This is a genomic window from Amycolatopsis roodepoortensis (genome assembly GCF_024628825.1).
Lineage (GTDB): Bacteria > Actinomycetota > Actinomycetes > Mycobacteriales > Pseudonocardiaceae > Amycolatopsis > Amycolatopsis roodepoortensis.
Genome location: NZ_CP102415.1, coordinates 4,938,773 through 4,959,499, shown reverse-complemented (window position 1 = coordinate 4,959,499; position 20,727 = coordinate 4,938,773). Strand labels below are relative to the sequence as shown.

General features: G+C 70.8%; 20 protein-coding genes and 1 other RNA gene. 11 read left to right on the top strand and 10 right to left on the bottom strand.

Annotated elements, in window-relative coordinates:
• Positions 1-2,826: a PQQ-dependent sugar dehydrogenase gene (locus NQK81_RS23550; RefSeq protein WP_257483293.1), complete on the top strand. Its 2,826-nt coding sequence runs from the start codon at positions 1-3 to the stop codon at positions 2,824-2,826.
• Positions 2,827-2,876: 50 nt separating this feature from the next.
• On the opposite strand, the gene NQK81_RS23545 is transcribed toward NQK81_RS23550, so the two are convergent.
• The gene (locus NQK81_RS23545; RefSeq protein ID WP_257483292.1) at positions 2,877-4,400 is read right to left on the bottom strand and encodes a 3-hydroxyacyl-CoA dehydrogenase; all 1,524 of its coding nucleotides are present in this window, start codon (positions 4,398-4,400) and stop codon (positions 2,877-2,879) included.
• A gap of 169 nt (positions 4,401-4,569) precedes the next feature.
• Between NQK81_RS23545 and NQK81_RS23540 the strand changes: the two genes are divergently transcribed.
• Together NQK81_RS23540 and NQK81_RS23535 are read left to right on the top strand one after the other, a co-directional pair.
• A complete protein-coding gene (locus tag NQK81_RS23540; protein WP_126737559.1) occupies positions 4,570-4,764 on the top strand; it encodes a hypothetical protein in 195 nt (64 codons plus the stop codon).
• Between the two features lie 9 nt (positions 4,765-4,773).
• Positions 4,774-5,397, top strand: coding sequence for a TetR/AcrR family transcriptional regulator (locus NQK81_RS23535; protein WP_257483291.1), 624 nt, complete (start codon positions 4,774-4,776; stop codon positions 5,395-5,397).
• On the opposite strand, the gene NQK81_RS23530 is transcribed toward NQK81_RS23535, so the two are convergent.
• On the bottom strand, positions 5,381-6,070 hold the full coding sequence (locus tag NQK81_RS23530; protein ID WP_257483290.1) for a TetR/AcrR family transcriptional regulator: 690 nt from the start codon (positions 6,068-6,070) through the stop codon (positions 5,381-5,383). The genes NQK81_RS23535 and NQK81_RS23530 overlap by 17 nt on opposite strands.
• Before the next feature lie 117 nt (positions 6,071-6,187).
• On the opposite strand from NQK81_RS23530, the gene NQK81_RS23525 reads away from it, so the two are divergent.
• On the top strand, positions 6,188-6,676 hold the full coding sequence (locus tag NQK81_RS23525; protein ID WP_257483289.1) for a nitroreductase/quinone reductase family protein: 489 nt from the start codon (positions 6,188-6,190) through the stop codon (positions 6,674-6,676).
• 780 nt (positions 6,677-7,456) lie between these two features.
• Here NQK81_RS23525 and NQK81_RS23520 read toward each other — a convergent pair.
• The 3 genes from NQK81_RS23520 to NQK81_RS23510 form a co-directional block, all read right to left on the bottom strand.
• Entirely contained in the window at positions 7,457-7,663 is a 207-nt protein-coding gene (locus tag NQK81_RS23520) for a hypothetical protein (RefSeq protein WP_126737250.1), read from the bottom strand.
• 67 nt (positions 7,664-7,730) lie between these two features.
• Positions 7,731-8,387: a response regulator gene (locus tag NQK81_RS23515; RefSeq protein WP_126737249.1), complete on the bottom strand. Its 657-nt coding sequence runs from the start codon at positions 8,385-8,387 to the stop codon at positions 7,731-7,733.
• Entirely contained in the window at positions 8,384-9,553 is a 1,170-nt protein-coding gene (locus tag NQK81_RS23510; protein WP_257483288.1) for a sensor histidine kinase, read from the bottom strand. Before NQK81_RS23510 ends, NQK81_RS23515 begins: the two co-directional genes overlap by 4 nt.
• A 52-nt stretch (positions 9,554-9,605) precedes the next feature.
• On the opposite strand from NQK81_RS23510, the gene NQK81_RS23505 reads away from it, so the two are divergent.
• Entirely contained in the window at positions 9,606-10,670 is a 1,065-nt protein-coding gene (locus tag NQK81_RS23505; RefSeq protein WP_257483287.1) for an AAA family ATPase, read from the top strand.
• Here NQK81_RS23505 and NQK81_RS23500 read toward each other — a convergent pair.
• Positions 10,664-11,209 (bottom strand): hypothetical protein, encoded by a 546-nt coding sequence (locus tag NQK81_RS23500; RefSeq protein ID WP_126737246.1) that lies wholly within the window; start codon positions 11,207-11,209, stop codon positions 10,664-10,666. The genes NQK81_RS23505 and NQK81_RS23500 overlap by 7 nt on opposite strands.
• Before the next feature lie 169 nt (positions 11,210-11,378).
• Between NQK81_RS23500 and NQK81_RS23495 the strand changes: the two genes are divergently transcribed.
• Positions 11,379-12,128, top strand: a complete 750-nt coding sequence (locus NQK81_RS23495) for a response regulator transcription factor (protein WP_125679704.1) — start codon at positions 11,379-11,381, stop codon at positions 12,126-12,128.
• Complete coding sequence (locus NQK81_RS23490) at positions 12,106-13,587, top strand: sensor histidine kinase (RefSeq protein WP_257483286.1); 1,482 nt, start codon at positions 12,106-12,108, stop codon at positions 13,585-13,587. Before NQK81_RS23495 ends, NQK81_RS23490 begins: the two co-directional genes overlap by 23 nt.
• Here the strand turns inward: NQK81_RS23490 and NQK81_RS23485 are convergent.
• Positions 13,565-14,455, bottom strand: a complete 891-nt coding sequence (locus NQK81_RS23485) for a serine/threonine dehydratase (RefSeq protein ID WP_257483285.1) — start codon at positions 14,453-14,455, stop codon at positions 13,565-13,567. The two genes, NQK81_RS23490 and NQK81_RS23485, sit on opposite strands and share 23 nt — an antisense overlap.
• Positions 14,456-14,501: 46 nt before the next feature.
• Between NQK81_RS23485 and ffs the strand changes: the two genes are divergently transcribed.
• An RNA gene (ffs, locus tag NQK81_RS23480) (signal recognition particle sRNA small type) lies at positions 14,502-14,596 on the top strand.
• Positions 14,597-14,606: 10 nt separating this feature from the next.
• Here ffs and NQK81_RS23475 read toward each other — a convergent pair.
• Positions 14,607-15,440 (bottom strand): spermidine synthase, encoded by an 834-nt coding sequence (locus tag NQK81_RS23475; protein ID WP_257483284.1) that lies wholly within the window; start codon positions 15,438-15,440, stop codon positions 14,607-14,609.
• Positions 15,441-15,469: 29 nt separating this feature from the next.
• On the opposite strand from NQK81_RS23475, the gene NQK81_RS23470 reads away from it, so the two are divergent.
• A complete protein-coding gene (locus NQK81_RS23470) occupies positions 15,470-17,497 on the top strand; it encodes a DNA polymerase III subunit gamma and tau (RefSeq protein ID WP_257483283.1) in 2,028 nt (675 codons plus the stop codon).
• 24 nt (positions 17,498-17,521) lie between these two features.
• On the opposite strand, the gene NQK81_RS23465 is transcribed toward NQK81_RS23470, so the two are convergent.
• Together NQK81_RS23465 and NQK81_RS23460 are read right to left on the bottom strand one after the other, a co-directional pair.
• Positions 17,522-18,478, bottom strand: coding sequence for an ArsR/SmtB family transcription factor (locus NQK81_RS23465; protein WP_257483282.1), 957 nt, complete (start codon positions 18,476-18,478; stop codon positions 17,522-17,524).
• A gap of 275 nt (positions 18,479-18,753) precedes the next feature.
• A complete protein-coding gene (locus NQK81_RS23460) occupies positions 18,754-19,617 on the bottom strand; it encodes an N-acetylmuramoyl-L-alanine amidase (protein WP_257483281.1) in 864 nt (287 codons plus the stop codon).
• Positions 19,618-19,685: 68 nt separating this feature from the next.
• Between NQK81_RS23460 and NQK81_RS23455 the strand changes: the two genes are divergently transcribed.
• On the top strand, positions 19,686-20,042 hold the full coding sequence (locus NQK81_RS23455) for a YbaB/EbfC family nucleoid-associated protein (protein ID WP_007035126.1): 357 nt from the start codon (positions 19,686-19,688) through the stop codon (positions 20,040-20,042).
• 1 nt (position 20,043) lies between these two features.
• On the top strand, positions 20,044-20,640 hold the full coding sequence (gene recR / locus NQK81_RS23450) for a recombination mediator RecR (RefSeq protein ID WP_005166260.1): 597 nt from the start codon (positions 20,044-20,046) through the stop codon (positions 20,638-20,640).
• Positions 20,641-20,727: the final 87 nt, after the last annotated feature.

Genomic DNA, 20,727 nt, shown 5'->3' with positions numbered 1-20,727 from the left:
ATGCCTTCGAGATTCCGCGCGCTCTGCCAAGCCGTCGCGGTGGTGCTGCTGGCGACCTTGCTGGTGCCGTCGACGTCCACTTCGGCGTCCGCGGCGCCGCTGTTGCCGCCCGGCTTCGTCCTGCGTGACCAGCAGAGCGGGCAGGCGCCGTACGACCTGACCGACTTCGCCTACCTGCCCGACGGCTCGATCCTGACCACCGGGAAGGCGGGCAAGGTCGCGTGGGTGTCCACCACCGGCCAGATCAGGGAGATCGCGAACCTGAGCGACGTCCGGACCGCCAGTGACCTGGGCCTGACCGGTATCGCGGTCGCGCCCGACTTCGCCACCTCGCGCAAGATCTACACGGCGCGTGCGGTGAATCAGGCCGGTGGCGGGTTCGTCCTGCGGGCGTCGAGCTGGACGGTGTCCGGCACCGCGGAACCGACCGGGTTGACCGGGGAGAAGATCCTGATCGAAGGCCCCGGAAACACCGACGTCCACGGCATCACCGGGGTCGTCGCCGCCCCCGACGGCACGGTGTGGGTCTCGATCGGCGACAGCGCTCGCTTCCAGGGCGCGGCGGATCCGTTCGCGCTCAACGTGTACGACCTCGACACGATCTACGGCAAGATCTTCCACGTCACCGCCGACGGCGCCGGTGTTCCGGACAACCCGTACTACACCGCCGCGAACCCGGATTCCGTGCGCTCCAAGGTTTTCGCGACCGGTTTCCGCAGCCCGTTCCGGTTCAGCATCGACGCGAGCACCGGTCTCCCTGTGGTCGGCGACGTCGGCTGGGGCACGTGGGAAGAGGTCGGCTTCGTCCAGAAGGGCGCGAACCACGGCTGGCCGTGTTTCGAGGGAAACCAGCCGACCGACGGTTACTCCGCGATGCCACGGTGCGCTTCGGTCGTGAACACCCCGCCGATGCTGGCGATCCCGCACGGACAGGGCCCCGACAACGGCAATAGCGTCACCGGCGGCATTGTCTACAATGGAGAGTCGTATCCGGAGGAATACCGTGGTGCGTACTTCTTCGGCGACTACGCCACGCAGAAGCTGTGGACGGCGAAGTACGACACGCAGGGCCGCGTCGTCCGCCCGCGGGAGACGCCGCCGAAGTTCAGCGGTATCGGCGGCCCGGTCAAGTTTTCGGCCGCGGCCAACGGCGACATCGTCTACGCCGACATCTACACCGGCCTGCTGCGGCGGCTCAGCTACACCACCGGGAACAAGGCACCGGTCGCGGTCGCCACTTCCGAAACGAATCCCGGAACCCGCACGGTCTCCTTCGACGGCAGCGGTTCGTACGACTTCGACGGCGACCGGCTGACCTATGAATGGGACTTCGGCGACGGCACCACCGGCACCGGCGAGAAGGTCAGCCACACCTACGCGGCCGGGACCGAGAGGTTCACCGCCAAACTGACGGTGAAGGACGGCTTGCAGGCGTCCGGGAGCACGGATATCGCCGTGGCGCCTGGGAACCACTCGCCGAAGCTGACCATGACCGACCCCGGTGGCAGCCTGTTCGCGATCGGCGAGGAGGTCGAGGTCGGCGCGACCGTCACCGACGTCGAGGACGGCGATCTGCCGGTCACCTGGACCACCCTGGTCCGGCACTGCCCGGAGAACGCGGTCTGCCACGCGCATCCGGCCGAAAGCGGCACCGGCCCCGGGTTCGCCATGCCGTTCACCGACCACACGGACTCCAACCTGGAGTTCACCGCGTCGGCGACCGACAGCGCCGGGGTCACGGTCTCGAAGACCTACGTCGCGAAGCCTCGCGAGCACCGGCTGACCCTCACCGGCAACGTCGCCGCGGCGCTCGGCATCACCGCGGAAGGCGGGGCGGCGTCGGCGATGGTGGTCGAAGGCGCGACCGTGGAGATCCAGGCGGCCGAGGTCGCTTCGGACGGCGCGTCGACTTTCACCGGCTGGTCCACCGGGGTCGCCGACCGGCTGACCACCATCACCATGGGTGCCGCCGACCAGACGATCACGGCGAACTACAGCACCCCGATCGACAAGCGCTACCGCGACGAACCCGCGCTGGCGCAACGGCTCGGCGCGCCGACCGCGCCCGAGGCCGTCGACGGCACGGTCCGCTTCCGCGCCTACGAGCGCGGACGGCTGTACTGGTCGAAGGAAACGGGCGTGCGGCAGATCGAGGGCGAGATCCTCAAGATGTACCTCGCCGCCGGCGGGCACGTGAAGTTCGGCCCGCCCGCGACCGACGAGCAGTCCACTCCGGACGGTGTCGGCCGGTACAACCACTTCCCGGTCTGGCCCGGCGTCATGCAGGCGTCGATCTACTACACCGTCGGAACCGGCGCGCACGCGGTCTACGGCATGATCCGGCGGAAGTGGGCGGCGCTCGGCTGGGAGCACGGTCCGATGGGATATCCGGCCACCGACGAAATGGGTACGCCGGACGGTGTCGCGCGATACAACCATTTCAGCAAGAAGGCGTCGATCTACTACACGCTGCAGACGGATGCGCGTGCCGTCTGGGGCAGCATCCGCGTCAAGTGGGCGGCGCTCGGCTGGGAGCACGGCCCGATGGGATACCCGACCACCGACGAGACGGCCACGCCGGACGGCGTCGGCCGGTACAACCACTTCACCAAGGGCGGCTCGATCTACTGGACCCCGTCGACCGACGCACAGGGGGTCTACGGGGCGATCCGGCAGCGCTGGGCCGCGCTCGGCTGGGAGCATTCGTATCTGCGCTACCCGACCAGCGACGAGTTCTCCGTCTCCGGTGGACGGCGGAACAACTTCCAGGGCGGCTACGTGTTCTGGAACGGCACCACGGGCGCGGTGACCGACCGCCGCTGGTGATCCGTGCGTGAAGGCCCCTTCACTCGGATGGGCCTTCACGCTTCCGCGTCTCAGCGGAGCAGATCGGCGGGGGTGGTTCCGGTCGAGGCGAGCGGCAGGCCGAGCGCGACGCGTTCGGTGAGCCAGGCGCTCGGCCGGTAGCGCTGGTCGCCGGTGCTCGCGACGAGCCCGCGCAGGACCCGCAGCACGAGCTCGGCACCCGTTTCGTCGCCCCAGGTCAGCGGTCCGCGCGGGTAGCCGAGGCCGAGCCGGACGGCGGTGTCGATGTCCTCCGGTGTCGCGAGCCGCTGCCCGGCGATGAAGCAGGCGGTGTTGACGATCGACGCCAGCAGCCGCTGCGCGATCGGGGCGGGACCGTCGCGGACCACGGTCACCGGCAGGCCGGTCGCGGCGAGCGCGCCCCAGGCGGTGCGGCCGGCGGCCGGGTCGAGCGCGGGGTGGACCGAAAGAGTCAGGCGTTTCCCGTAGCCGCCGAGCGGGTCGACGCCGACGACCCGCTCCGCCGGGAGGCCTGCCGCGCGCGCGGTGTCCACAGTGGACGAACCGATCGGGCTGACGATCAGGACGGTGTCCGGGTAGGCGGAGTGCACGACCTGGATGCCCGCCGAAGAGAGCAGCGTGCCGAGCCGTTCGTCGTCGACCCACACCGGCGTGGAGGGGGCCTCCGGCGCGGCCGGTTCCGGCTCGACCTGCTGCTGTCCGTCGACATAGGAGTAGAAGCCTTCGCCGTTCTTGCGCCCGAACAGCCCGGCGGCGACGCGGGGGCGCGTCAGCCACGACGGCCGCAGCCGCGGTTCGCCGTGGAAACCGCTCCAGATGCTTTCGAGCACGGCGTGCGAGACGTCGAGCCCGGTGAGGTCGAGCAGCTCGAACGGGCCGAGTTTCAGGCCGAGCACGTCACGGGCGATGCGGTCCACCTCGGCCGGGCTCGCGATTCCTTCGGCGAGGATCTGCAGTGCCTCCGTGCCCAGTCCGCGGCCGGCGTGGTTGACCAGGAAGCCCGGCGCGTCGCGGGCGAGGACGGGTTCGTGTCCCCAGCCGCGGACGAGTTCGGTCACGGCGGGCGGCAGCCAGGCGGCGGTCCGAGCGCCGGGCACGACCTCGACCAGCCGCATCAGCGGGACCGGGTTGAAGAAGTGGAGGCCGAGCAACCGGCCGGGATCGGTCAGCGCGGCCCCGATCTCGGTCACCGACAGCGAGCTGGTGTTGGTGGCGAACACCGTGTCCGGTCCGCATACGCGCTCCAGTTCGGCGAACAGCGTGCGTTTGATCTCCAGGTCCTCGCGCACCGCCTCGACGACCAGGTGGACGCCGTCGGCGGGGGCCAGCGGGCCCTCGGCCGCGATCAGCCTGCCCCGGGCAGACTCGGCGGCTTCCTCGCTGATCTTGCCCTTCGCGGCGAGCTTGCCGAGCATCGCGCCGACGTGCTCGATGGCCTCGCCGACCGCGTCGGGCCGGGCGTCGGCGAGCTCGACCTCGAGCCCCGCCGTCACGGCGAGCTGGACGATGCCCCGGCCCATCACCCCGGTTCCGATGACCCGGATCCTGCCGACCTGCTCCGCCCACTTCTCCACCGCGAGCCGCCTTTCCCTCGAAGTCGTTCCGCTCGTGACGCTAGCCGCCACGCCGATATCTCGCCCGGAAGGGTGATCCGCACCCTGCTCGGCGTAAGGCCGCCTGCCCGGCGCGGTCTCCTCCGCGAAAACCGAGTGTTCCGCGCCCCACCCCGAAGGGAAAGCTCCCATGGCCACCGTCCCCGCCGCCGCAGCCGTCCGGACCACGCCGTTGCTCCTCGTCGCCGTTCTCTTCGGCGCCGTCGCCGCTTTCCTGGCGAGCCAGGCGTTGTGGTCGCTCACCGCGCTGGCCGTCGTGGTCGCCGCCGCCGTCCTCGCGGGCGGGGTGTGGCTGACCGGCCGGAAGGCGAACGCCGAACTCTAAGATCGCCGTGTGACGGCGAAACGCTTGACGCGGGAAGAAAGCCGCGAGCAGACCAGGCAGCGCCTGCTCGCGGCGGCCGCCGAGCTGTTCTCCGAACGCGGGGTAAACGGCACTTCCGTCGAGCAGATCGCCGAACGGGCCGGATTCACCCGCGGCGCCTTCTACGGCAACTTCGACGGCAAGCACGAGCTGGTCGTCGAGCTGCTGCGTCGCCGGACCCAGCGCGAGGCCGAGGAGGTCGCGGCGCTGCGAGACGGCGTCGGCTCCTTCGCCGAGATGATGGACCGGCTGCGCGCGTGGAACGTCGAGCGCGCCGAACACCTCGCCGGCTGGCTGACGCTGCGCACCGAGCTGGCGCTGTACGCGCTGCGGAATCCCGACGCGCGCCCGCTGGTCGGCGAAGGCGAGAAGTCGACAAGGGCGCTGCTGGAGACCTCGGTCCGGACCGAACTCGCCGCGCGCGGCGTGGAACCGCCCGCCGACCCGGCCTTTCTCGCGCTGATCCTGCACGCGCTCGAGGACGGTCTCCTGTTGCAGCGCTTCCTCAGCCCGGAGGGGACCGGCGACGAGGACGTGGTGGACGCCGTCCAGCTGCTGATGCGGTCGTGGACCGCGCTCAGCCGGTCATCTTGATCCCGGTGAACTCGGCCATCTGCCGGATCCCGTGCGCGAAGAAGTCGTCCGCCGGGTCCACCGAGCCGACGTACTGACCGAACAGCTCGAAGTTGATCATCCCGAACAGCTGCGTCCAGGCCATGATCAGCCGGGAGGCGGTCTCGGGGGCCAGGTTGATCTTGAGGATCCCGGTGAGGGCGTCGAGCTGGTTCAGGAGCGCGACGGGCATCTCGCCGACCTCCGTCTCGACTCGGAGGTTCGAGTCGCGCAGGACGGCGACCAGCGCGAACGCCACCCGTCCGGCCGGGGCCACGGTGTCCTGCGGTGCTTGGTAGCCGGGGATCGGCGAGCCGTAGATCAGCGCGTACTCGTGCGGGTGCGCCTTCGCCCAGGCGCGGACCGCGTGCCAGATCGACTCCCAGCGCTCCAGTGAGGTCTTCTTCGGGTCGTCTGCCGCCTCCGCGGCTTCGCCGACGGCGTTGTAGGCGTCGACGATCAGGGCGGTCAGCAGCTCTTCGCGGCTGGAGAAGTATCGGTAGAGCGCGGACGAGACCATGCCCAGCTCTCGCGCCACCGCGCGGAGCGACAGGCCGAGCGCGCCGACCTCGGCGAGCTGGCGGCGGGCTTCGTCCTTGATCTCGCGGGTGAGCTCGGCGCGGGCGCGTTCGCGCGCGGTCTGGGTGGCGGCCATGCTCTCACCATAGAGCATCGCACTTAAACGAGAGCACTGCTCTTGACACGATGCACTGCTCCGGTGTTCACTGCTCTTAACAGAGAGCACTGCTCTCGTAGACCTCGAGGAGACGAGATGACCACCGCCGCTTCCGCCGCCCCCACCGCTTCCGACAAGGCTGTCGGCAATGCCGCCCGCTATCTCAAGCCGGCGAAGGCGACCAGCGCGTTCAACGAATTCGTGCTCAAGCTGACGAGGCTGGGCGTCAGCGTCCTGGGGAGCCGGGTGCTCTCGGTCCGCGGCCGCAAGAGCGGCGAACTGCGCTCGGTCCCGGTCAACCTGCTGAAGCTGGACGGCGAGCGCTACCTGGTCGCGCCGCGTGGTGTCACGCAGTGGGTGCGCAACCTGCGCGTCGCCGGTGAAGGCCAGCTCAGCGTCGGGCGGCGCACCGAGACGTTCACCTACACCGAACTCGCCGACGCCGAGAAGCCCGAAATCCTGCGCGCGTACCTCAAGCGCTGGAAGTTCGAGGTCGGTGTTTTCTTCGACGGTGTCGACGCGAAGGCGTCCGACGAGAAACTGCTGGAGATCGCGACTGGCTACCCGATCTTCAAACTCGCCTGACCTCGCGACCCACGCCCCTTCACCCCGTCACACCCCCCCACCCACGTCCCGCCCCCACCCACCCAAGCCACGCGAGTTACGTCCCCACTCACGCGAGTTCCGCCCCCACTCACGCGAGCTACGCGCCCACGCACGTGAGTCACGTCCTCAATCACGCGAGTTACGCCTTCAAACACGCGAGTCGCGACCCCAATCACGTGAGTTACGCCTTCAACCACGTGGGTTACGACCCCGATCACGGGAGTCACCGCTCCGATCACCTGCGTCGCGTCTTCAATTCTGCGCCGACTGCCTGCCGCCGACGCGTGCCCAGCCAGCCGACTCGCGTGATTGACAGGACGGCTCGCGTGACTGGATGGCCGACACGCGTGATCAGACGGACGACATGCGTGATCAGACGGACGGCTCGCGTGATCGGAGCCGTAACTCGCGTGATTGAGGGCGTAACTCGCGTGATCGGAGGCGGAAGTCGCGTGGTTGGGGGCGTAACTCGTGTGTTCAGGAGGACGACGCAACCGTGGTCGGCCGAGCAAGGGTGTCGTCCGCTGAACACGCGTGTCGTCCGTCCAGTCACGCGAGCCGTCCCGCCGATCACGGGTGTCGGCCATCCAGGCACGAGGGTCGGTCGGCTGGGCACGCGTCGGCGGCGGGGGCGGCGGCCGGAGGAGTCCGGAAGCCGGAAACGGTAAGGAGAGGAGGAGGGGAGCGGAGGGGAGCGGAGAGGAGAGGAGGAGGAGAGGAGAGGAGGAGAGGAGAGGAGAGGAGAGGAGAGGAGAGGGGTCAGTCGTCAGTGGGTGCCCGTCGCGGTCGGCGGGCGGTGGCGGCCACCAGCACCACCCCGATCAGGAACGCGACCAGCCCGATCAGGAACCACAGTTTCTGCCCGGTCATGAAGCTGCCGGTCAGCACCCCGGCGCCCTGGAGCACCCAGACGCCGCCGACCAGCAGGAAGACCAACCCGACCGTGAGCGTGACCCAGCGTTTCATCCACAGCTCCCCGCCTCGACGTGCCCTGCGGCGATTCTGGCACCGGGAGCCCCGTCCGGCGAACCGATCACCGTCCGCCGACGAGACCGTTCCGGTAGGCGTAGACGACGGCGTGCACCCTGTCCCGCAGCCCGAGCTTCGCCAGGATCCGGGACACGTGGGTCTTCACCGTCTCTTCGCCGACGTGCAGATGCGCGGCGATCTCCGCGTTGCTGGAGGCGTCGGCGACGAGCAGGAGGACTTCGCGTTCGCGGGAAGTGAGCCGTTCCAGTTCCGCCGGTTCGGCGGCCGCGGGTTCGATGCTGGTGGCGAAGGTCGACACCAGCCGCCGGGTCACCGTCGGGTCGATCAGCGCGTCGCCGCGCGCGGCCACCCGCATGGCGGAGACGAGCTCTTCCGGGGCGAGGCTCTTCAGCAGGAACCCGCTCGCGCCAGCCCGAAGCGCGCGGTAGACGTACTCGTCCGAGTCGTAGGTCGTCAGCACGAGGACGCGGGTGTCGTTCCCGGGCGCGGACATGATCGCCTCGGTCGCGGCCAGACCGTCCAATTTGGGCATCCGGACGTCGAGCACGGCGACGTCCGGGCGCAGCGAGGCCGCTTGTGCGACGGCATCGCGTCCATCCGCCGCCTCGCCGACGCATTCGAAGTCCGCCTGGGTGTCCAGTACCGCGCGCATCCCGGACCGGAACATCGCGTGGTCGTCGGCGAGCAGAACCCGGATCACTGTGCCTCCAAAGGAAAACCGACGCGGACCCGCCAGTTCCGGCCGTCGTCGAGCGGTCCGCATTCCGCGTGCCCGCCGAACAACGCGACCCGTTGCCGGATGCCGGCGAGGCCGCGTTTCGTCGATTCGGCCGCCGTGTTCGCGCGGCCGATCTCGTTCGTGATCGTGATGACCACCTCCGTCTGCCGGTAGGCGAGATCGATCTCGACGATCCCGCCGGAGCCGTGCCGGAGCGCGTTCGTCAGCGCCTCCTGCGCGATGCGGTACAACGCGATGTCCACCGAACCGGGGAGTTCCCGCGGCCCGCCGTGGCTCGTCAGCCGCGCGGGCAGACCGGCGGTGCGGAGGTTGTCGAGCAGCTCGTCGAGGTTGTCCAGCCCCGGTTGCCGCTGCGCGTCGCCGTTCTCCTTGCCGTGCAACAGATCCAGCAGACGTCGCAGATCGGCCATCGCGGCCCGGCTCGACGATTCGACCGCCGAGAGCGAACGCCGCACGGCCGGTTCGCCGTCCGGCAGCCCGAGCCGCGCGGCGCCCGCGTGCACGCCGATCGCGCTGACGTGATGGGAGATCACGTCGTGCAGGTCGCGGGCGATCGTCGTGCGTTCTTCGGCGACGGCCCGGCGGACCGCTTCGGCTTCGTGCTGCTGCCGTTGTTCCTCCGCTCGCTGGAGGTCGGCGATGTACGCGCGCCGCGCGGTCGTGTACCGGCCGACCATCCACGGGAGCAGCCCGCTCACGCCGACGTCGATGAGCAGCAGCCGCCAGTCCCGGTCGGCCCGGTCGACCGGGATGATGTTGCAGGCGAAGAGCCCGGCGAGCATCGCCGCCAGTGCCGCCAGCGCGGGTTTGGCCGAAAGCCAGGCACCCGCGCGGTATCCGGCGATCAGCACGCCCGCGTTGGTGGCCTGCAGGTAATGGTCGTACGGGTACAGCAGGAGCGGCGCGGCGGTGAGCAGCGCGCCGTGCGCGGCCGAAACCCAGCCGGAATACCGCGAAGGCCCGGCGAGCGCGACGTTCGCGAGGATTCCGCCCAGCAGCACCACCCACGCCGTCCAGCCGAGCGAGAGCGGCGGGCCCGCGATGAGGAACAGCCCGGCGTCGGCGACCAGGCAGACGGCCGCGACCGCCCAGGCCTGTCTCGCCAGCGAACCACTGATGTCCCGCACGCGCTCAACTCTGCCCTATTTCGCTGGACAGGGGTTCCTAAGATCGAAAGCCATGGGGACCGCGAAGACGCCCGTGCTCTGGACGACCGGAGCGCCAGGCGCCGGGAAATCCACCACGGCCTGGGGTTTGTACCGCCGGATCGTGGAGGCGGGCGGCAACGTCGCGTACGTCGACATCGACCAGCTCGGGCTGATCGGGCCGCCGCCCGGCGGCGGGGACGCCGCGCACGCGATCAAGGCGGCCAATCTGCTGCGCGTGCTGGAAATCCTGCGTGCGCGGGGCACCGCGCAGCTCGTCGTGTCCGGGGTGGTGGACCCGGCGAAGCCGTACATCGAGGGCCACGGCTTCGATCTCACGCTCGTCCGCCTGACGTGTGATCGCGACGAACTCCGGAGCCGGTTCCTCGGCCGTGGCTCACCCGCCGCGGCCTTGCCGGACCTCTTCGCCGTGGCGGACGCCTACGACCGCGGCGGTTTCGGCGAGGAGATGGACACGACCGGCCAGCACCCCGACGAGACCGTGGAGGCGCTGTTCCATCGCTGCGTCGTGGACAACGGAAGCGTCCGGCCGCCGGAGCCCGGGCAGCCGCTGCCCGGACCGGTGACCGTGGTGACCGGTCCGACGGCGGTCGGCAAGTCGACGGCCGCGTTCGCCGCGCTCCGGGACCTGTGGGAGCGCGACCTGCCCCTCGCGTACGTCGATCTCGCGCAGCTCGGGTTCGCGCACCCCGGCCCGGATCCGGCGCTGGAAGCCGCACTCCTGTCGGCCGTCTGGCGCGGCTATCGCGACGCGGGCGCGAAGCACCTGATCGTCGTGGCCCGGGAATTCCGCCCGGAGCACCGGCGGGCCTTCGACGCGGTCACCGTCGTCCACCTCGACGCGGACGAACCGTCGCTCACCGAACGGGTCCGGCGCCGGGCCGAGGGCGAGTCCACGTTGCTGGCGGGCGACGAACTCCGCGGCGCGCCACCCGGCGTACGGGACCGGGTGGCCGCTCGCGCGATCGCCGAGGCGGCCCGGATGCGTGGTGACGCCGGTGACCGCGTCGTCCTCGACACCTCCGGACAGGAACCCGCCGAAACGGCCGCCGCGTTGCTCGCCGTCTTGGCTCAGTAGCGCCGCTGGCCGTCCTGGCCCTGTCCGGGCGGCCCTCCGCGCTGATTCTGCCCGGGTTTGGCGATAGTCGTCGCCGTCGCGGTGCTCCCGGTGACCTTGGCGTTCACCGTCACCGTCTCGCCGGTCTTGGGTTCACCGGTCTTCTTCGTCGACGCGTCGATCGTGTAGACCTGCTTGTAGCCGTCCTTGCTGGTCAGGCTGACGGACGTCGCGCTGATCTCGGTGATCTCCCCGGTCTGCGTCCGCTCGGTGCGGTAGCCACCGTTGCCGTCGGACACGACGAAGTCGCCGTGCAGCGTGTCGCGCGGCATGCCCCCGTCGGGACCGATGAGCACCCGGCCGCCGCCGGGGCCGCCCATCATCCCGCCCTGCTCGGCGCCGTTGGCGGCGGTCCCGGCCCAGATCGCGGCCCCGCCACCGGCGGCGATCACCACCGCCGCCCCGGCCGCGATCGCGGTCTTGCGGCCCGACCAGGTCTTCTTGGGCTCGCCTTCCGGGGCGGGCGCGCCCCATTCGGCGGGTTGGGTCGGTTCGGTCATCAGGTCGCCTCCGTGTACTCGGTTGCGGCCATGCTCGGCGCCGTCGCTGTGCGGGAGCTGTGCCACCGGTGGGCACGCGCTGTGATTCCTCCCCGGCAGGGTGATCGTTCACAGGAAACGCACAGGCGGCACACAGAGAAGCCTCATCGCCGCCGCTCACGATGGCACCATGACCAGTGTGAACGTCCCTTCGTCCGGTTCCGCGAAGGCCGGCCTGCGCCGTGCCGACGGCAGCCCCGTGCGGGTGCTGGTCGTCGACGACGAGGCGACCCTGTCCGAACTCGTGTCGATGGCGCTGCGCATGGAGGGCTGGGACATCCGCACCGCCGCGGACGGCACCGAGGCCGTCCGCGTCGCGCGGGAATTCCGGCCGGACGCGGTGGTGCTGGACGTCATGCTGCCGGATATGAGCGGGCTGGAGGTCTTGCGCCGCCTGCGGTCCGAGGTGCCGAACCTGCCGGTGCTGTTCCTGACCGCGAAGGACGCGGTGGAGGACCGGATCGCCGGGCTCACCGCGGGCGGCGACGACTACGTCACCAAACCGTTCAGCCTGGAGGAGGTCGCGTTGCGGCTGCGCGCGCTGCTGCGGCGCGCGGGCGGTGTCGCCGGGCCGAGCGGATCGATGCTGGTCGTCGGTGACCTGACCCTGGACGAGGACAGCCGCGAAGTGCACCGCGGCGGCGATCTGGTGCCGCTGACCGCGACCGAGTTCGAACTGCTGCGCTATCTCATGCGCAATCCCAAACGCGTGCTGTCCAAGGCACAGATCCTCGACCGCGTGTGGAGCTACGACTTCGGCGGCCAGGCCAACATCGTCGAGCTGTACATTTCCTATCTCCGCAAGAAGATCGACGCCGACAGGGAGCCGATGATCCACACGATGCGCGGCGCCGGGTATGTCCTCAAACCCGCGGGGTAGGCGGCCGTGGTCCCTGCGGCGGCGGCTGATCGCGCAGGTCGCGGGGCTGCTCGCGCTCGTCTGCCTGGTGGTGGGCGTGGTGACCGAACTGGCCCTGCGGGACTTCCTGATCGACCAGCTCGACGCGCGGGTCGCCGAGACCAGCGAACGCGCCAGCCGTCCGCCGCCACCGGGCCGTCCCGGCGGGGAACGGGTGCCCGAAGGCCTGCGCGCGTACGGCCAGAGCACCGGTTCGCTGTTCGTGAACATCCTCCCGGACGGCCGGGTGGTCGCGGCGGTGCTGCGGTCCAGTTACGACGCGAAGGTCGCGGACCCGTTTCCCCACGACCCGCTCGGCCCGGCCCAGCTCTCCGCCCTGCTGCGGTCGACGCCGAGCGACCGGCCCACCGACGTCGACCTCGGGTCGCTCGGGGAGTACCGCGTGATCGCCAAACAGGCGGCCAACGGCGGTATCGCGATCACCGGACTGCCCACAAAGGACGTCACGGACACCCTGTGGAACCTCGGTTTCATCTTCGGCGGGGTCGCCGTCGTCGGCATCCTGCTGGCCGGCGCGCTCGGCGCGGTGACCGTGCGGCGCACCATGAAACCCCTCGACCGCCTGGCCGCCACCGCGACCAGGGTCGCCGAACTCCCGCTCGACCGCGGCGAGGTCGCCCTGTCCGAGCGAGTGTCCGAAGTGGACACCGATCCGCGGACCGAGGTGGGGAAGGTCGGGTTCGCGCTCAACCGCATGCTCGGCCACATCTCGAACGCGCTTTCCGCCCGCCAGGCAAGCGAAAGCCGGGTGCGCCGCTTCGTCGCGGACGCCAGCCACGAACTCCGGACGCCGCTCGCGGCCATCCGTGGCTACGCGGAGCTCACCCGGCGCTCCGGCTCCGAGGTGCCGCCGGACATCGCGTTCGCGATGGGCCGGGTCGAATCGGAATCGACGAGGATGACCGGCCTGGTCGAGGATCTGCTGCTGCTCGCCAGGCTCGACTCCGGACGTCCGGTGGTGCACCAGCCGGTCGATCTCTCCCGGCTGGTCGCGGACGCGGTCGCCGACGCGCATGTCGCCGGGCCGGAGCACAAATGGCTCCTGGAGGTCCCGCCGGAGCCGATCACCGTCCTCGGCGACGCGGATCAGCTGCACCAGGTGGTGATCAACCTCCTCGGCAACGCGCGCACGCACACCCCGGCGGGGACCGAGGTCACCACCTCTTTGTCCATAGTGGACTCGACGGTGACACTGTCCATTGTCGACGGTGGCCCGGGGATCCCGCCGGAGATCCTCCCGGAGGTCTTCGAACGTTTCGCCCGCGGTGACGACTCGCGATCGCGGGCCGCCGGCAGCACCGGACTGGGGCTGGCCATCGTCGCGGCGGTCGTCGCCGCGCACGGCGGGCAGGTCGGGGTCACGAGCCGTCCCGGGCGGACGGCATTCCGGGTCGTGCTCAGGGCGTCCAGTCACTGTTAGCGCCGCACAGCACGACGCAGGGAAGCTCGCCCTCGGTGCGTCCCGCCAGCCACGCGGCGAACGGGACCGCGGCCGCCGGCTCGACCGCGAGGCGGAACTCGTCCCAGAGCCGGTCGCGCGCGGCGAGCAGTTCCGAGTCGCTGACCAGCACGGACGTCACGCGATCGCGGAGCACGGCGAACGGGACGTGCCCGATCCTGGTCGCGCCCAGCGCGGACGCGGCCACCGAGTCGATCTCCACGTCCACCGGCTCGCCCGCCTCCAACGCCGCGCCGAGCGCGCGGCACCGCTCCGGCTCGACGGCGAACGTGGGCACCCCGGACAGCGACGTCCCGGCGACCAACCCGCCACCGCCGACCGCGACCAAGAACGCGTCGACGTCCGGCGCGTCCTGGACCACTTCGGCCGCCACGGTGCCCTGACCGGCGACGACGGCGGGGTCGTCGTACGCGTGCAGATACCGCGTACCCGGCTCAGAAGCGGCTTCGAGCGCCTTCGCGGCCGCCTCCGCGTACGTCGCTCCGTGGCGGATCAGCTTGGCGCCGGCCGCTTCGATCCGTGCCGTCTTCGCCAGCGGAGCCGACTCCGGCACGTACACCGTCGCGGGCAGACCCAGCAGCGAAGCCGCCGTCGCCACGCCCAGCCCGTGGTTGCCGCCGGACGCCGTCAGCACTCGCTCCGGCAACGGACCACTCACCAGCGCGTTCACTGCGCCCCGCAGTTTGAACGATCCGCTCCGCTGCAGATGCTCCAGTTTGAGGACCAGCGGCCGCCCGTCGACCTCGGCGCGCAGCAGCGGCGTGTGTCGCACGAACGGGTGGACGGCCTCGGCGGCCTTGCGGACATCTGCCCAGGTCGGAGTGTTCATACCCCCCACTGTCCTCCATGCCGGGACGGGAGTGACTACACTGGTCCCCGGATCCCGCGCGGCGTCCATCTTGTGAACCTCCCCAGGGCCGGAAGGCAGCAAGGATAAGCAAGCTCTGACGGGTGCGCGGGATCCCCTTTTTTTGGGGGGGCTAGAAGATCCCGAAGACATCTTTCGGCGGCACAGGCGACGGCAGGGCTTCCGCGTCGGCGATGGGGCGCGCCTTGCCCTGGAGCTGCCGCAGGTCTTCTCCCGCGACGCAGCGCGCCGGGTACGCCGAGGAAGCCGCCCGGCGGGTCATCTCGGTCACCGGGAGTTCGACGCGGGAAGCGGCGACCACGATGTTCCCGAAGCGGCGGCCCCGGAGGACGCCCGGCTCGGCCAGGATCGCCAGGTGGGGGAACGAAGTCGCCAGTGTCGCCAGGAACCGGCGGAGGAACGGCAGGTTCGGCCCGTCGGAGACGTTGGCGACGTAGGCCCCGGCCGGGCGGAGGACCCGCGCGACCTCGCTCGTGAATTCGACGGTCGCGAGCCCGCCGGCGAGCACTCCACGTTCGAAAGCGTCCACGATGACCAGGTCGGCCGAAGCGTCGTACCTGCCGGAGACACCTTCGCGGCCGTCCCCGACGCGGACCTTCAACCCTTTCAGGCCCAGTTGCTCCCGGACGAGCGCCACGAGTTCGCCGTCGGCGTCGAAGACCAGCTGCCGCGAGCGCGGCCGTGCCGTGGCGATGTAGCGCGGGAGGGTGCAGGCCGCCCCACCGACGTGAAGCGCGTCGAGCGGGCCTTCGCCGAGACAGTCGACGACGTCGGCGATGCGGCGGATGTAGTCGAATTCGAGATCCTCGGGATCGTCGAGGTTGACATGCGACTGGGCGACGCCGTCGACCGAGATCAGCCAGGCGTTGGGGCGGTCGGCGTCCTGGAGCAGTTCGGCGGTGCCGAAGCGCACCGGATACCTGCCGGGGGTCGGTGCCGGTCTCACCTGTCGGGCCCTCCCGGTAGTCTCGCCGCGTGGCTCTAGCTCTATACCGAAAGTACCGTCCGGCTACCTTCGCCGAGGTCGTCGGGCAGGAGCATGTGACCGATCCGCTGCGCACGGCGCTGGCCGCCGGTCGCATCAACCACGCCTACCTCTTCTCCGGCCCGCGCGGCTGCGGCAAGACGTCCAGCGCCCGCATCATGGCGCGGTCGCTGAACTGCGCGAAGGGCCCGACGCCGGATCCGTGCGGCGAGTGCAACTCGTGCCGCAACCTCGCGCCCGAAGGCCCCGGCAGCGTCGACGTCACCGAGCTCGACGCCGCCAGCCACGGTGGTGTCGACGACGCCCGCGAGCTGCGCGACAGGGCCTTCTACGCCCCGGCGGACTCGCGCTATCGCGTCTTCATCATCGACGAGGCGCACATGGTCACCACGCAGGGCTTCAACGCCCTGCTGAAGATCGTGGAAGAGCCGCCGGAGCACCTGATCTTCATCTTCGCGACCACCGAACCGGACAAGGTGCTCCCCACCATCCGGTCGCGGACGCACCACTACCCCTTCCGCCTGATCCCGCCCAGTTCCATGCGCGAGCTACTGGAACGCAACGTCGCCGCCGAGGGCGCGAAGGTCGAGCCCGCGGTGTATCCGCTGGTCATCCGCGCGGGCGGGGGCTCCGCGCGGGACACGCAGTCGGTCCTGGACCAGCTGCTGGCGGGGGCCGGGCCGGACGGCGTCGACTACTCGCGCGCCGTGTCGCTGCTGGGTGTCACCGACGTCGCGCTCATCGACGGCATGGTCGACGCGCTGGCCGCGGACGACGCCGCCGGCGTGTTCGGCACCGTTGAGCGGCTCGCCGAGGCCGGGCACGACCCGCGCCGGTTCGCCACCGACCTGCTCGACCGCCTGCGTGACCTGGTGATGCTGCGTTCGGTGCCGGACGCGGGTGAGCGCGGCCTGGTCTCCGCGCCGGACGACGAACTCAAGAAGATGAAGGAGCAGGCGGGCAAACTGGAGCCCGCCACGCTCTCGCGCTATGCCGACATCGTCCACAATGGACTCCTGGAGATGCGGGGCGCGACCTCGCCGCGGCTGGTGCTGGAACTGCTGACGGCCCGGATGCTGCTGCCATCGGTCGCCGAGGGCACCGACGCGCTGCTCGCCCGGCTCGAACGGCTCGAACGCCGTGCCGCTTCGGGTCCGGCGCCCGTCGCCGCCGCTCCGGCGCCGTCCGCTCAAGCCGCTCCGGTGGCGCCGTCCGCTCCGGTCGCTCCGGCGGGCGAGCCCGTGCGGGAGTTCCAGCGGCCGTCGCAACGTGCCGCGGCGCCCGCCCAGCAGGCGCCTCCGGCGCAGCAGGCCGCACCGGCTCCCCAGCCCGCCGCACGGCCCGAGCCGGTCGCCGAGCGGCCCGCTCCGCAACGTCCGCCCGCTCCGGCTGCTCCCGCTCCGGCCGCGGCTTCCGGTGGCGCAGCGCCCGCATCCGACGTGGACGGGATCCGTGGCCGCTGGCCTCAGGTGCTCGCCGCGATCCGCAAGGTCCCGGGCGGCCGCAGCACCGAAGCGATGCTCACGCAGGCGAGCGTGGTGAGCGTCGAGGGCAGCGCCGTCACGCTCACGCACAGCGCCGAGCCGCTGGCTCGACGGCTTTCGGAGCCGCACAACGCGGAACGTGTCGCGACCGCGTTCAAGGAGGTCTTCGGCGGCGACTGGCAGGTGCGATGCGTCCACGGCGCCGCGCAGGCCCGGCAGGCGGCCGCGCCGAAGGCCGCGCCGCCGCCACCCGCGCCCGAGCGATCCTTCACCCGCCGGTCCGCCGAAGCGCCCAGCGCCCCTCCGGCGCCTCCCGCGCCGAAGCCGGAGCCCCAACGGCCGAAGGTGACGACGTCCGAGCCGGACATCCCGCTCCCGCCCGAGCCGGTCGAGGAGGACGAGGACCTCTACAACGAGGACGCGAGCCCAGCGCCGCCGCCTCCGCCGCTCCCGCCCGAAGAGGATCCGGAAGAGATCGCCCGGAAGCTGCTCGCGGACCATCTCAACGCGCGTCCCCTCGACGAACGCAAGTAGTCCTCTGGAGGACGAAACGCGGCGTCAGGGAACGGAGTCCCCGGTGAGCAGTGCCCTGCCGAGCCGGGTGAGGTGGTGCAGGATGGCGCTGCCCTGCCGGTCGCTGGCGACGAGGCCCGCTTCGCGCAGCACGGCGGCCTGTTTGCTCGCCGTGCCGATCGAGGTGCCGAGACAGGAGGCCAGCTTGCTGGTCGTGCGCGGGACACGCAGCGCGCCGAGGCTTTCGGCGCGGGTCCTGCCGAGGAGCGCCACCAGTTCGGGCGACACGGCCGCCGGGTGGGCGCCTGCCGCCCTTGCCGGGTAGAGCAGCACCGGCGGCAGCGCCGGATCGATGAACGTGACCGGGGTGTTCGCGCAGAACCGGCTCGGGATCAAGGTCAGCCCCCGGCCGTCGAGATGGACGGTCCGCTCCCGCGGGTACGCGATCTCCAGCACCTCGCCGTCCCAGCCGCGGACGCCGGGGATACCGCGCATCATCGCGCCCGCGCCCTCGGTGGCGAGCGTGCGGACCCGGCGGGCCCGGTCGGCGGCGACGGTCTCGCGCATGCTGTGCCAGAACGGCTCGATGACCAGCCCGTACGCGTCCCGCAGCGCGCCGACGACTCCGCCGACCTCTTCGCGATCGCCGTCGGCGAGCCGTTTCACCCAGGGTGGCGCGGCGCCGGTGAACACGGTCCGGAGGTCGGCGCGCAACCGCCCGCGAGGCGTGCACGCCACCGCCTCGAGCCCGCTTTCGAAGGAACCCGCCGTGGTGGGCGGGGTCAGGAAGTCGGGAAAGTTCCCCTTCGGCGGAACCAGGGTGAACAGCGTCTTCAGCGCTCGCGCCGCTCCTTCGTGCCGGCGCACATTCAGCCGGACCTGCTGCCGCCAGGCCGACGGGCGGTCCTCTCTCAGCTGATGCGAACCGAGGACCAGCTCCCACAGCGGGTCGGGTGCTTCGGCTATTCGGATCCCCTGGAGGTCCTTTCGATCGAAGATCATGCGCAAAGTCATGCCTCGTCCCCCTCAAGACGGCATTTCCTTCTCCGCCGGTAACTCAAACGTGCCGGGCGGGCCGGGACAAGCCATTCGGCCCAATCCGGGAGGGTGGGACGGAAACCCGTCTCCGACCTGCGGAGACACCGGCGCGTGAGACGGCGTGTTTTCGCTGGGACGAAAAGGTGTGTCCCCGCGCGGGCCCGTCGGTGACGCTTGGTAGGCACCATGCGGGGAGGGGAACGCGCGGACGCGGCAAGGGGAGATGTCGCGTCCGCGCCTCACAGCCTCGCGAGATAGTCCTCGATGGCCTTCGCGATGACGGCGGCGTACTTCTGACGTCCTTCTTCGCTCGCCATCGCCGCGGCTTCGGCGGCGTTGCGCATGTTCCCGCATTCGACGAGCGCCGCGGGCCGCGTCGAGAGGTTGAGCCCGCCGAGGTCGGCGCGCGGGGCGAGCCCGTCCGACCCGAGGTACGTCGACGTCGGGAAGCCGCCCGCGCGGAGACCGTCCCGCAACGCCGCCGCGAGTTTCACCGAAGGCTCACCCTGCTGGGCGTTCAGCGGCGGGGCCGAGTAGGCGACGTGGAAACCGTGCGCCCCGGCGGAATTCGAGCCGTCCGCGTGGATCGACACGACCGCGTCCGCCTGGGCGTCGTTCCCGATCGCGGCGCGCTCGTTGACGCAGGGCCCGACCCCGGTGTCGTTCTGCCGGGTGAGGATGACGCGGATTCCCTTGGCCGCCAACGCCTGCGAGATCCGCTGCGAGACATCCCAGGTGAACGCGTGCTCGGAATAGCCGGAATTCGTCGACGTTCCGGTGGTGTTGCACGGTTTCGTCTTGCCGCGCCCCGCCGGGACCTGCTTGTTGATTTCGCCCGGCCTGCCCGCGTTCCCGCCGTTGTGGCCGGGATCGAGCACGACGACCTTGCCTGTCTTCGGCGGCGGCGTGCTCGGAGGCGGCGGCGCGCTCGACGGCGGCGTGCTCGTGCTGGGGCTCGGCCGCGGAAGGGTGGTGAAGACCGTGGTGGTGCCAGGGGGAGCCGGACTCGACGGCGACGACGCTGGGGTGTCCACCCCGCACGCCGTGAACAGCGTCAATCCGATCGCCACCACCAGGCCAAGCCGTCGTCGCACGGCGCCCACGGTGCCACACACGTGACGGCTAGGCTGGGAGGCGGCACGGGATTTTCCAGGAGAGGACCGATCGGATCATGGTGCAACCCGGTGGCGGCTTCGACCTGTCGCAGATCATGCAACAGGCCCAGCAGATGCAGCAGAAGCTGGTCGAGGCCCAGGAAGAGCTGGCCAACACGGAGGTGACCGGTACTTCCGGCGGCGGCCTGGTCACCGCGACCGTGTCCGGCGACAGCCAGCTCAAATCGCTGTCCATCGACCCGAAGGTGGTCGACCCCGACGACGTCGAGACCCTGTCCGACCTGGTCGTCGCGGCCGTGCGGGACGCTTCGGCCAACGCGCAGAAGCTGACCGAGCAGAAGCTCGGCCCGCTCGCCGGCGGCCTCGGCGGCGGGATGCCGGACCTCGGCGGCTTCCCCGGGCTCGGCGGCTAGCTTGTACGAGGGTGTCGTCCAGGATCTGATCGACGAACTCGGGCGGCTGCCCGGCGTCGGTCCCAAGAGCGCGCAGCGGATCGCCTTCCACCTGCTGGCCGCGGATCCCGCGGATATCGCGCGCCTGCAGGAAGTGCTCGGCAAGGTCAAGGAAGGCGTGCAGTTCTGCGAGGTCTGCGGCAACGTCTCGGAACAGGAGACCTGCCGGATCTGCCGCGACACCCGCCGCGACCTTACGGTCATCTGCGTGGTCGAGGAGCCGAAGGACGTGCTCGCCGTCGAGCGGACGCGCGAGTTCAAGGGCCGCTACCACGTGCTCGGCGGCGCGCTGGACCCGTTGTCCGGCATCGGTCCGGAGCAGCTGCGCATGCGGGAGCTGCTCGCGCGGATCGGCGGCGCGGAGATCAGCGAGATCATCATCGCGACCGACCCGAACACCGAAGGCGAGGCGACCGCGACGTATCTCGTGCGGATGCTTCGCGACTTCCCTGGCCTGACCGTGACGCGGCTCGCGTCGGGGCTGCCGATGGGCGGTGACCTGGAGTTCGCGGACGAGCTGACGCTGGGCCGGGCACTCTCGGGCCGGCGGGCACTTTAGCTCGCCGGCCGCCGCGGTCGCGTGGGTCGTGAGTGGCGATTCGGGTTAGAACCCGAATCGCCACTCACGACCACGGTGACCCACGCG

What these genes read in the sequence shown, in the direction of transcription:
- NQK81_RS23490 (WP_257483286.1), top strand. Translation starts at nt 12,106, where the DNA reads ATGTCCTCAAACCCGCGGGGTAGGCGGCCGTGGTCCCTGCGGCGGCGG.
- NQK81_RS23505 (WP_257483287.1), top strand. Translation starts at nt 9,606, where the DNA reads ATGGGGACCGCGAAGACGCCCGTGCTCTGGACGACCGGAGCGCCAGGC.
- NQK81_RS23540 (WP_126737559.1), top strand. Translation starts at nt 4,570, where the DNA reads ATGGCCACCGTCCCCGCCGCCGCAGCCGTCCGGACCACGCCGTTGCTC.
- NQK81_RS23530 (WP_257483290.1), bottom strand. Translation starts at nt 6,070, where the DNA reads ATGGCCGCCACCCAGACCGCGCGCGAACGCGCCCGCGCCGAGCTCACC.
- NQK81_RS23495 (WP_125679704.1), top strand. Translation starts at nt 11,379, where the DNA reads ATGACCAGTGTGAACGTCCCTTCGTCCGGTTCCGCGAAGGCCGGCCTG.
- NQK81_RS23550 (WP_257483293.1), top strand. Translation starts at nt 1, where the DNA reads ATGCCTTCGAGATTCCGCGCGCTCTGCCAAGCCGTCGCGGTGGTGCTG.
- NQK81_RS23500 (WP_126737246.1), bottom strand. Translation starts at nt 11,209, where the DNA reads ATGACCGAACCGACCCAACCCGCCGAATGGGGCGCGCCCGCCCCGGAA.
- NQK81_RS23520 (WP_126737250.1), bottom strand. Translation starts at nt 7,663, where the DNA reads ATGAAACGCTGGGTCACGCTCACGGTCGGGTTGGTCTTCCTGCTGGTC.
- NQK81_RS23455 (WP_007035126.1), top strand. Translation starts at nt 19,686, where the DNA reads ATGGTGCAACCCGGTGGCGGCTTCGACCTGTCGCAGATCATGCAACAG.
- NQK81_RS23485 (WP_257483285.1), bottom strand. Translation starts at nt 14,455, where the DNA reads ATGAACACTCCGACCTGGGCAGATGTCCGCAAGGCCGCCGAGGCCGTC.
- NQK81_RS23465 (WP_257483282.1), bottom strand. Translation starts at nt 18,478, where the DNA reads ATGATCTTCGATCGAAAGGACCTCCAGGGGATCCGAATAGCCGAAGCA.
- NQK81_RS23525 (WP_257483289.1), top strand. Translation starts at nt 6,188, where the DNA reads ATGACCACCGCCGCTTCCGCCGCCCCCACCGCTTCCGACAAGGCTGTC.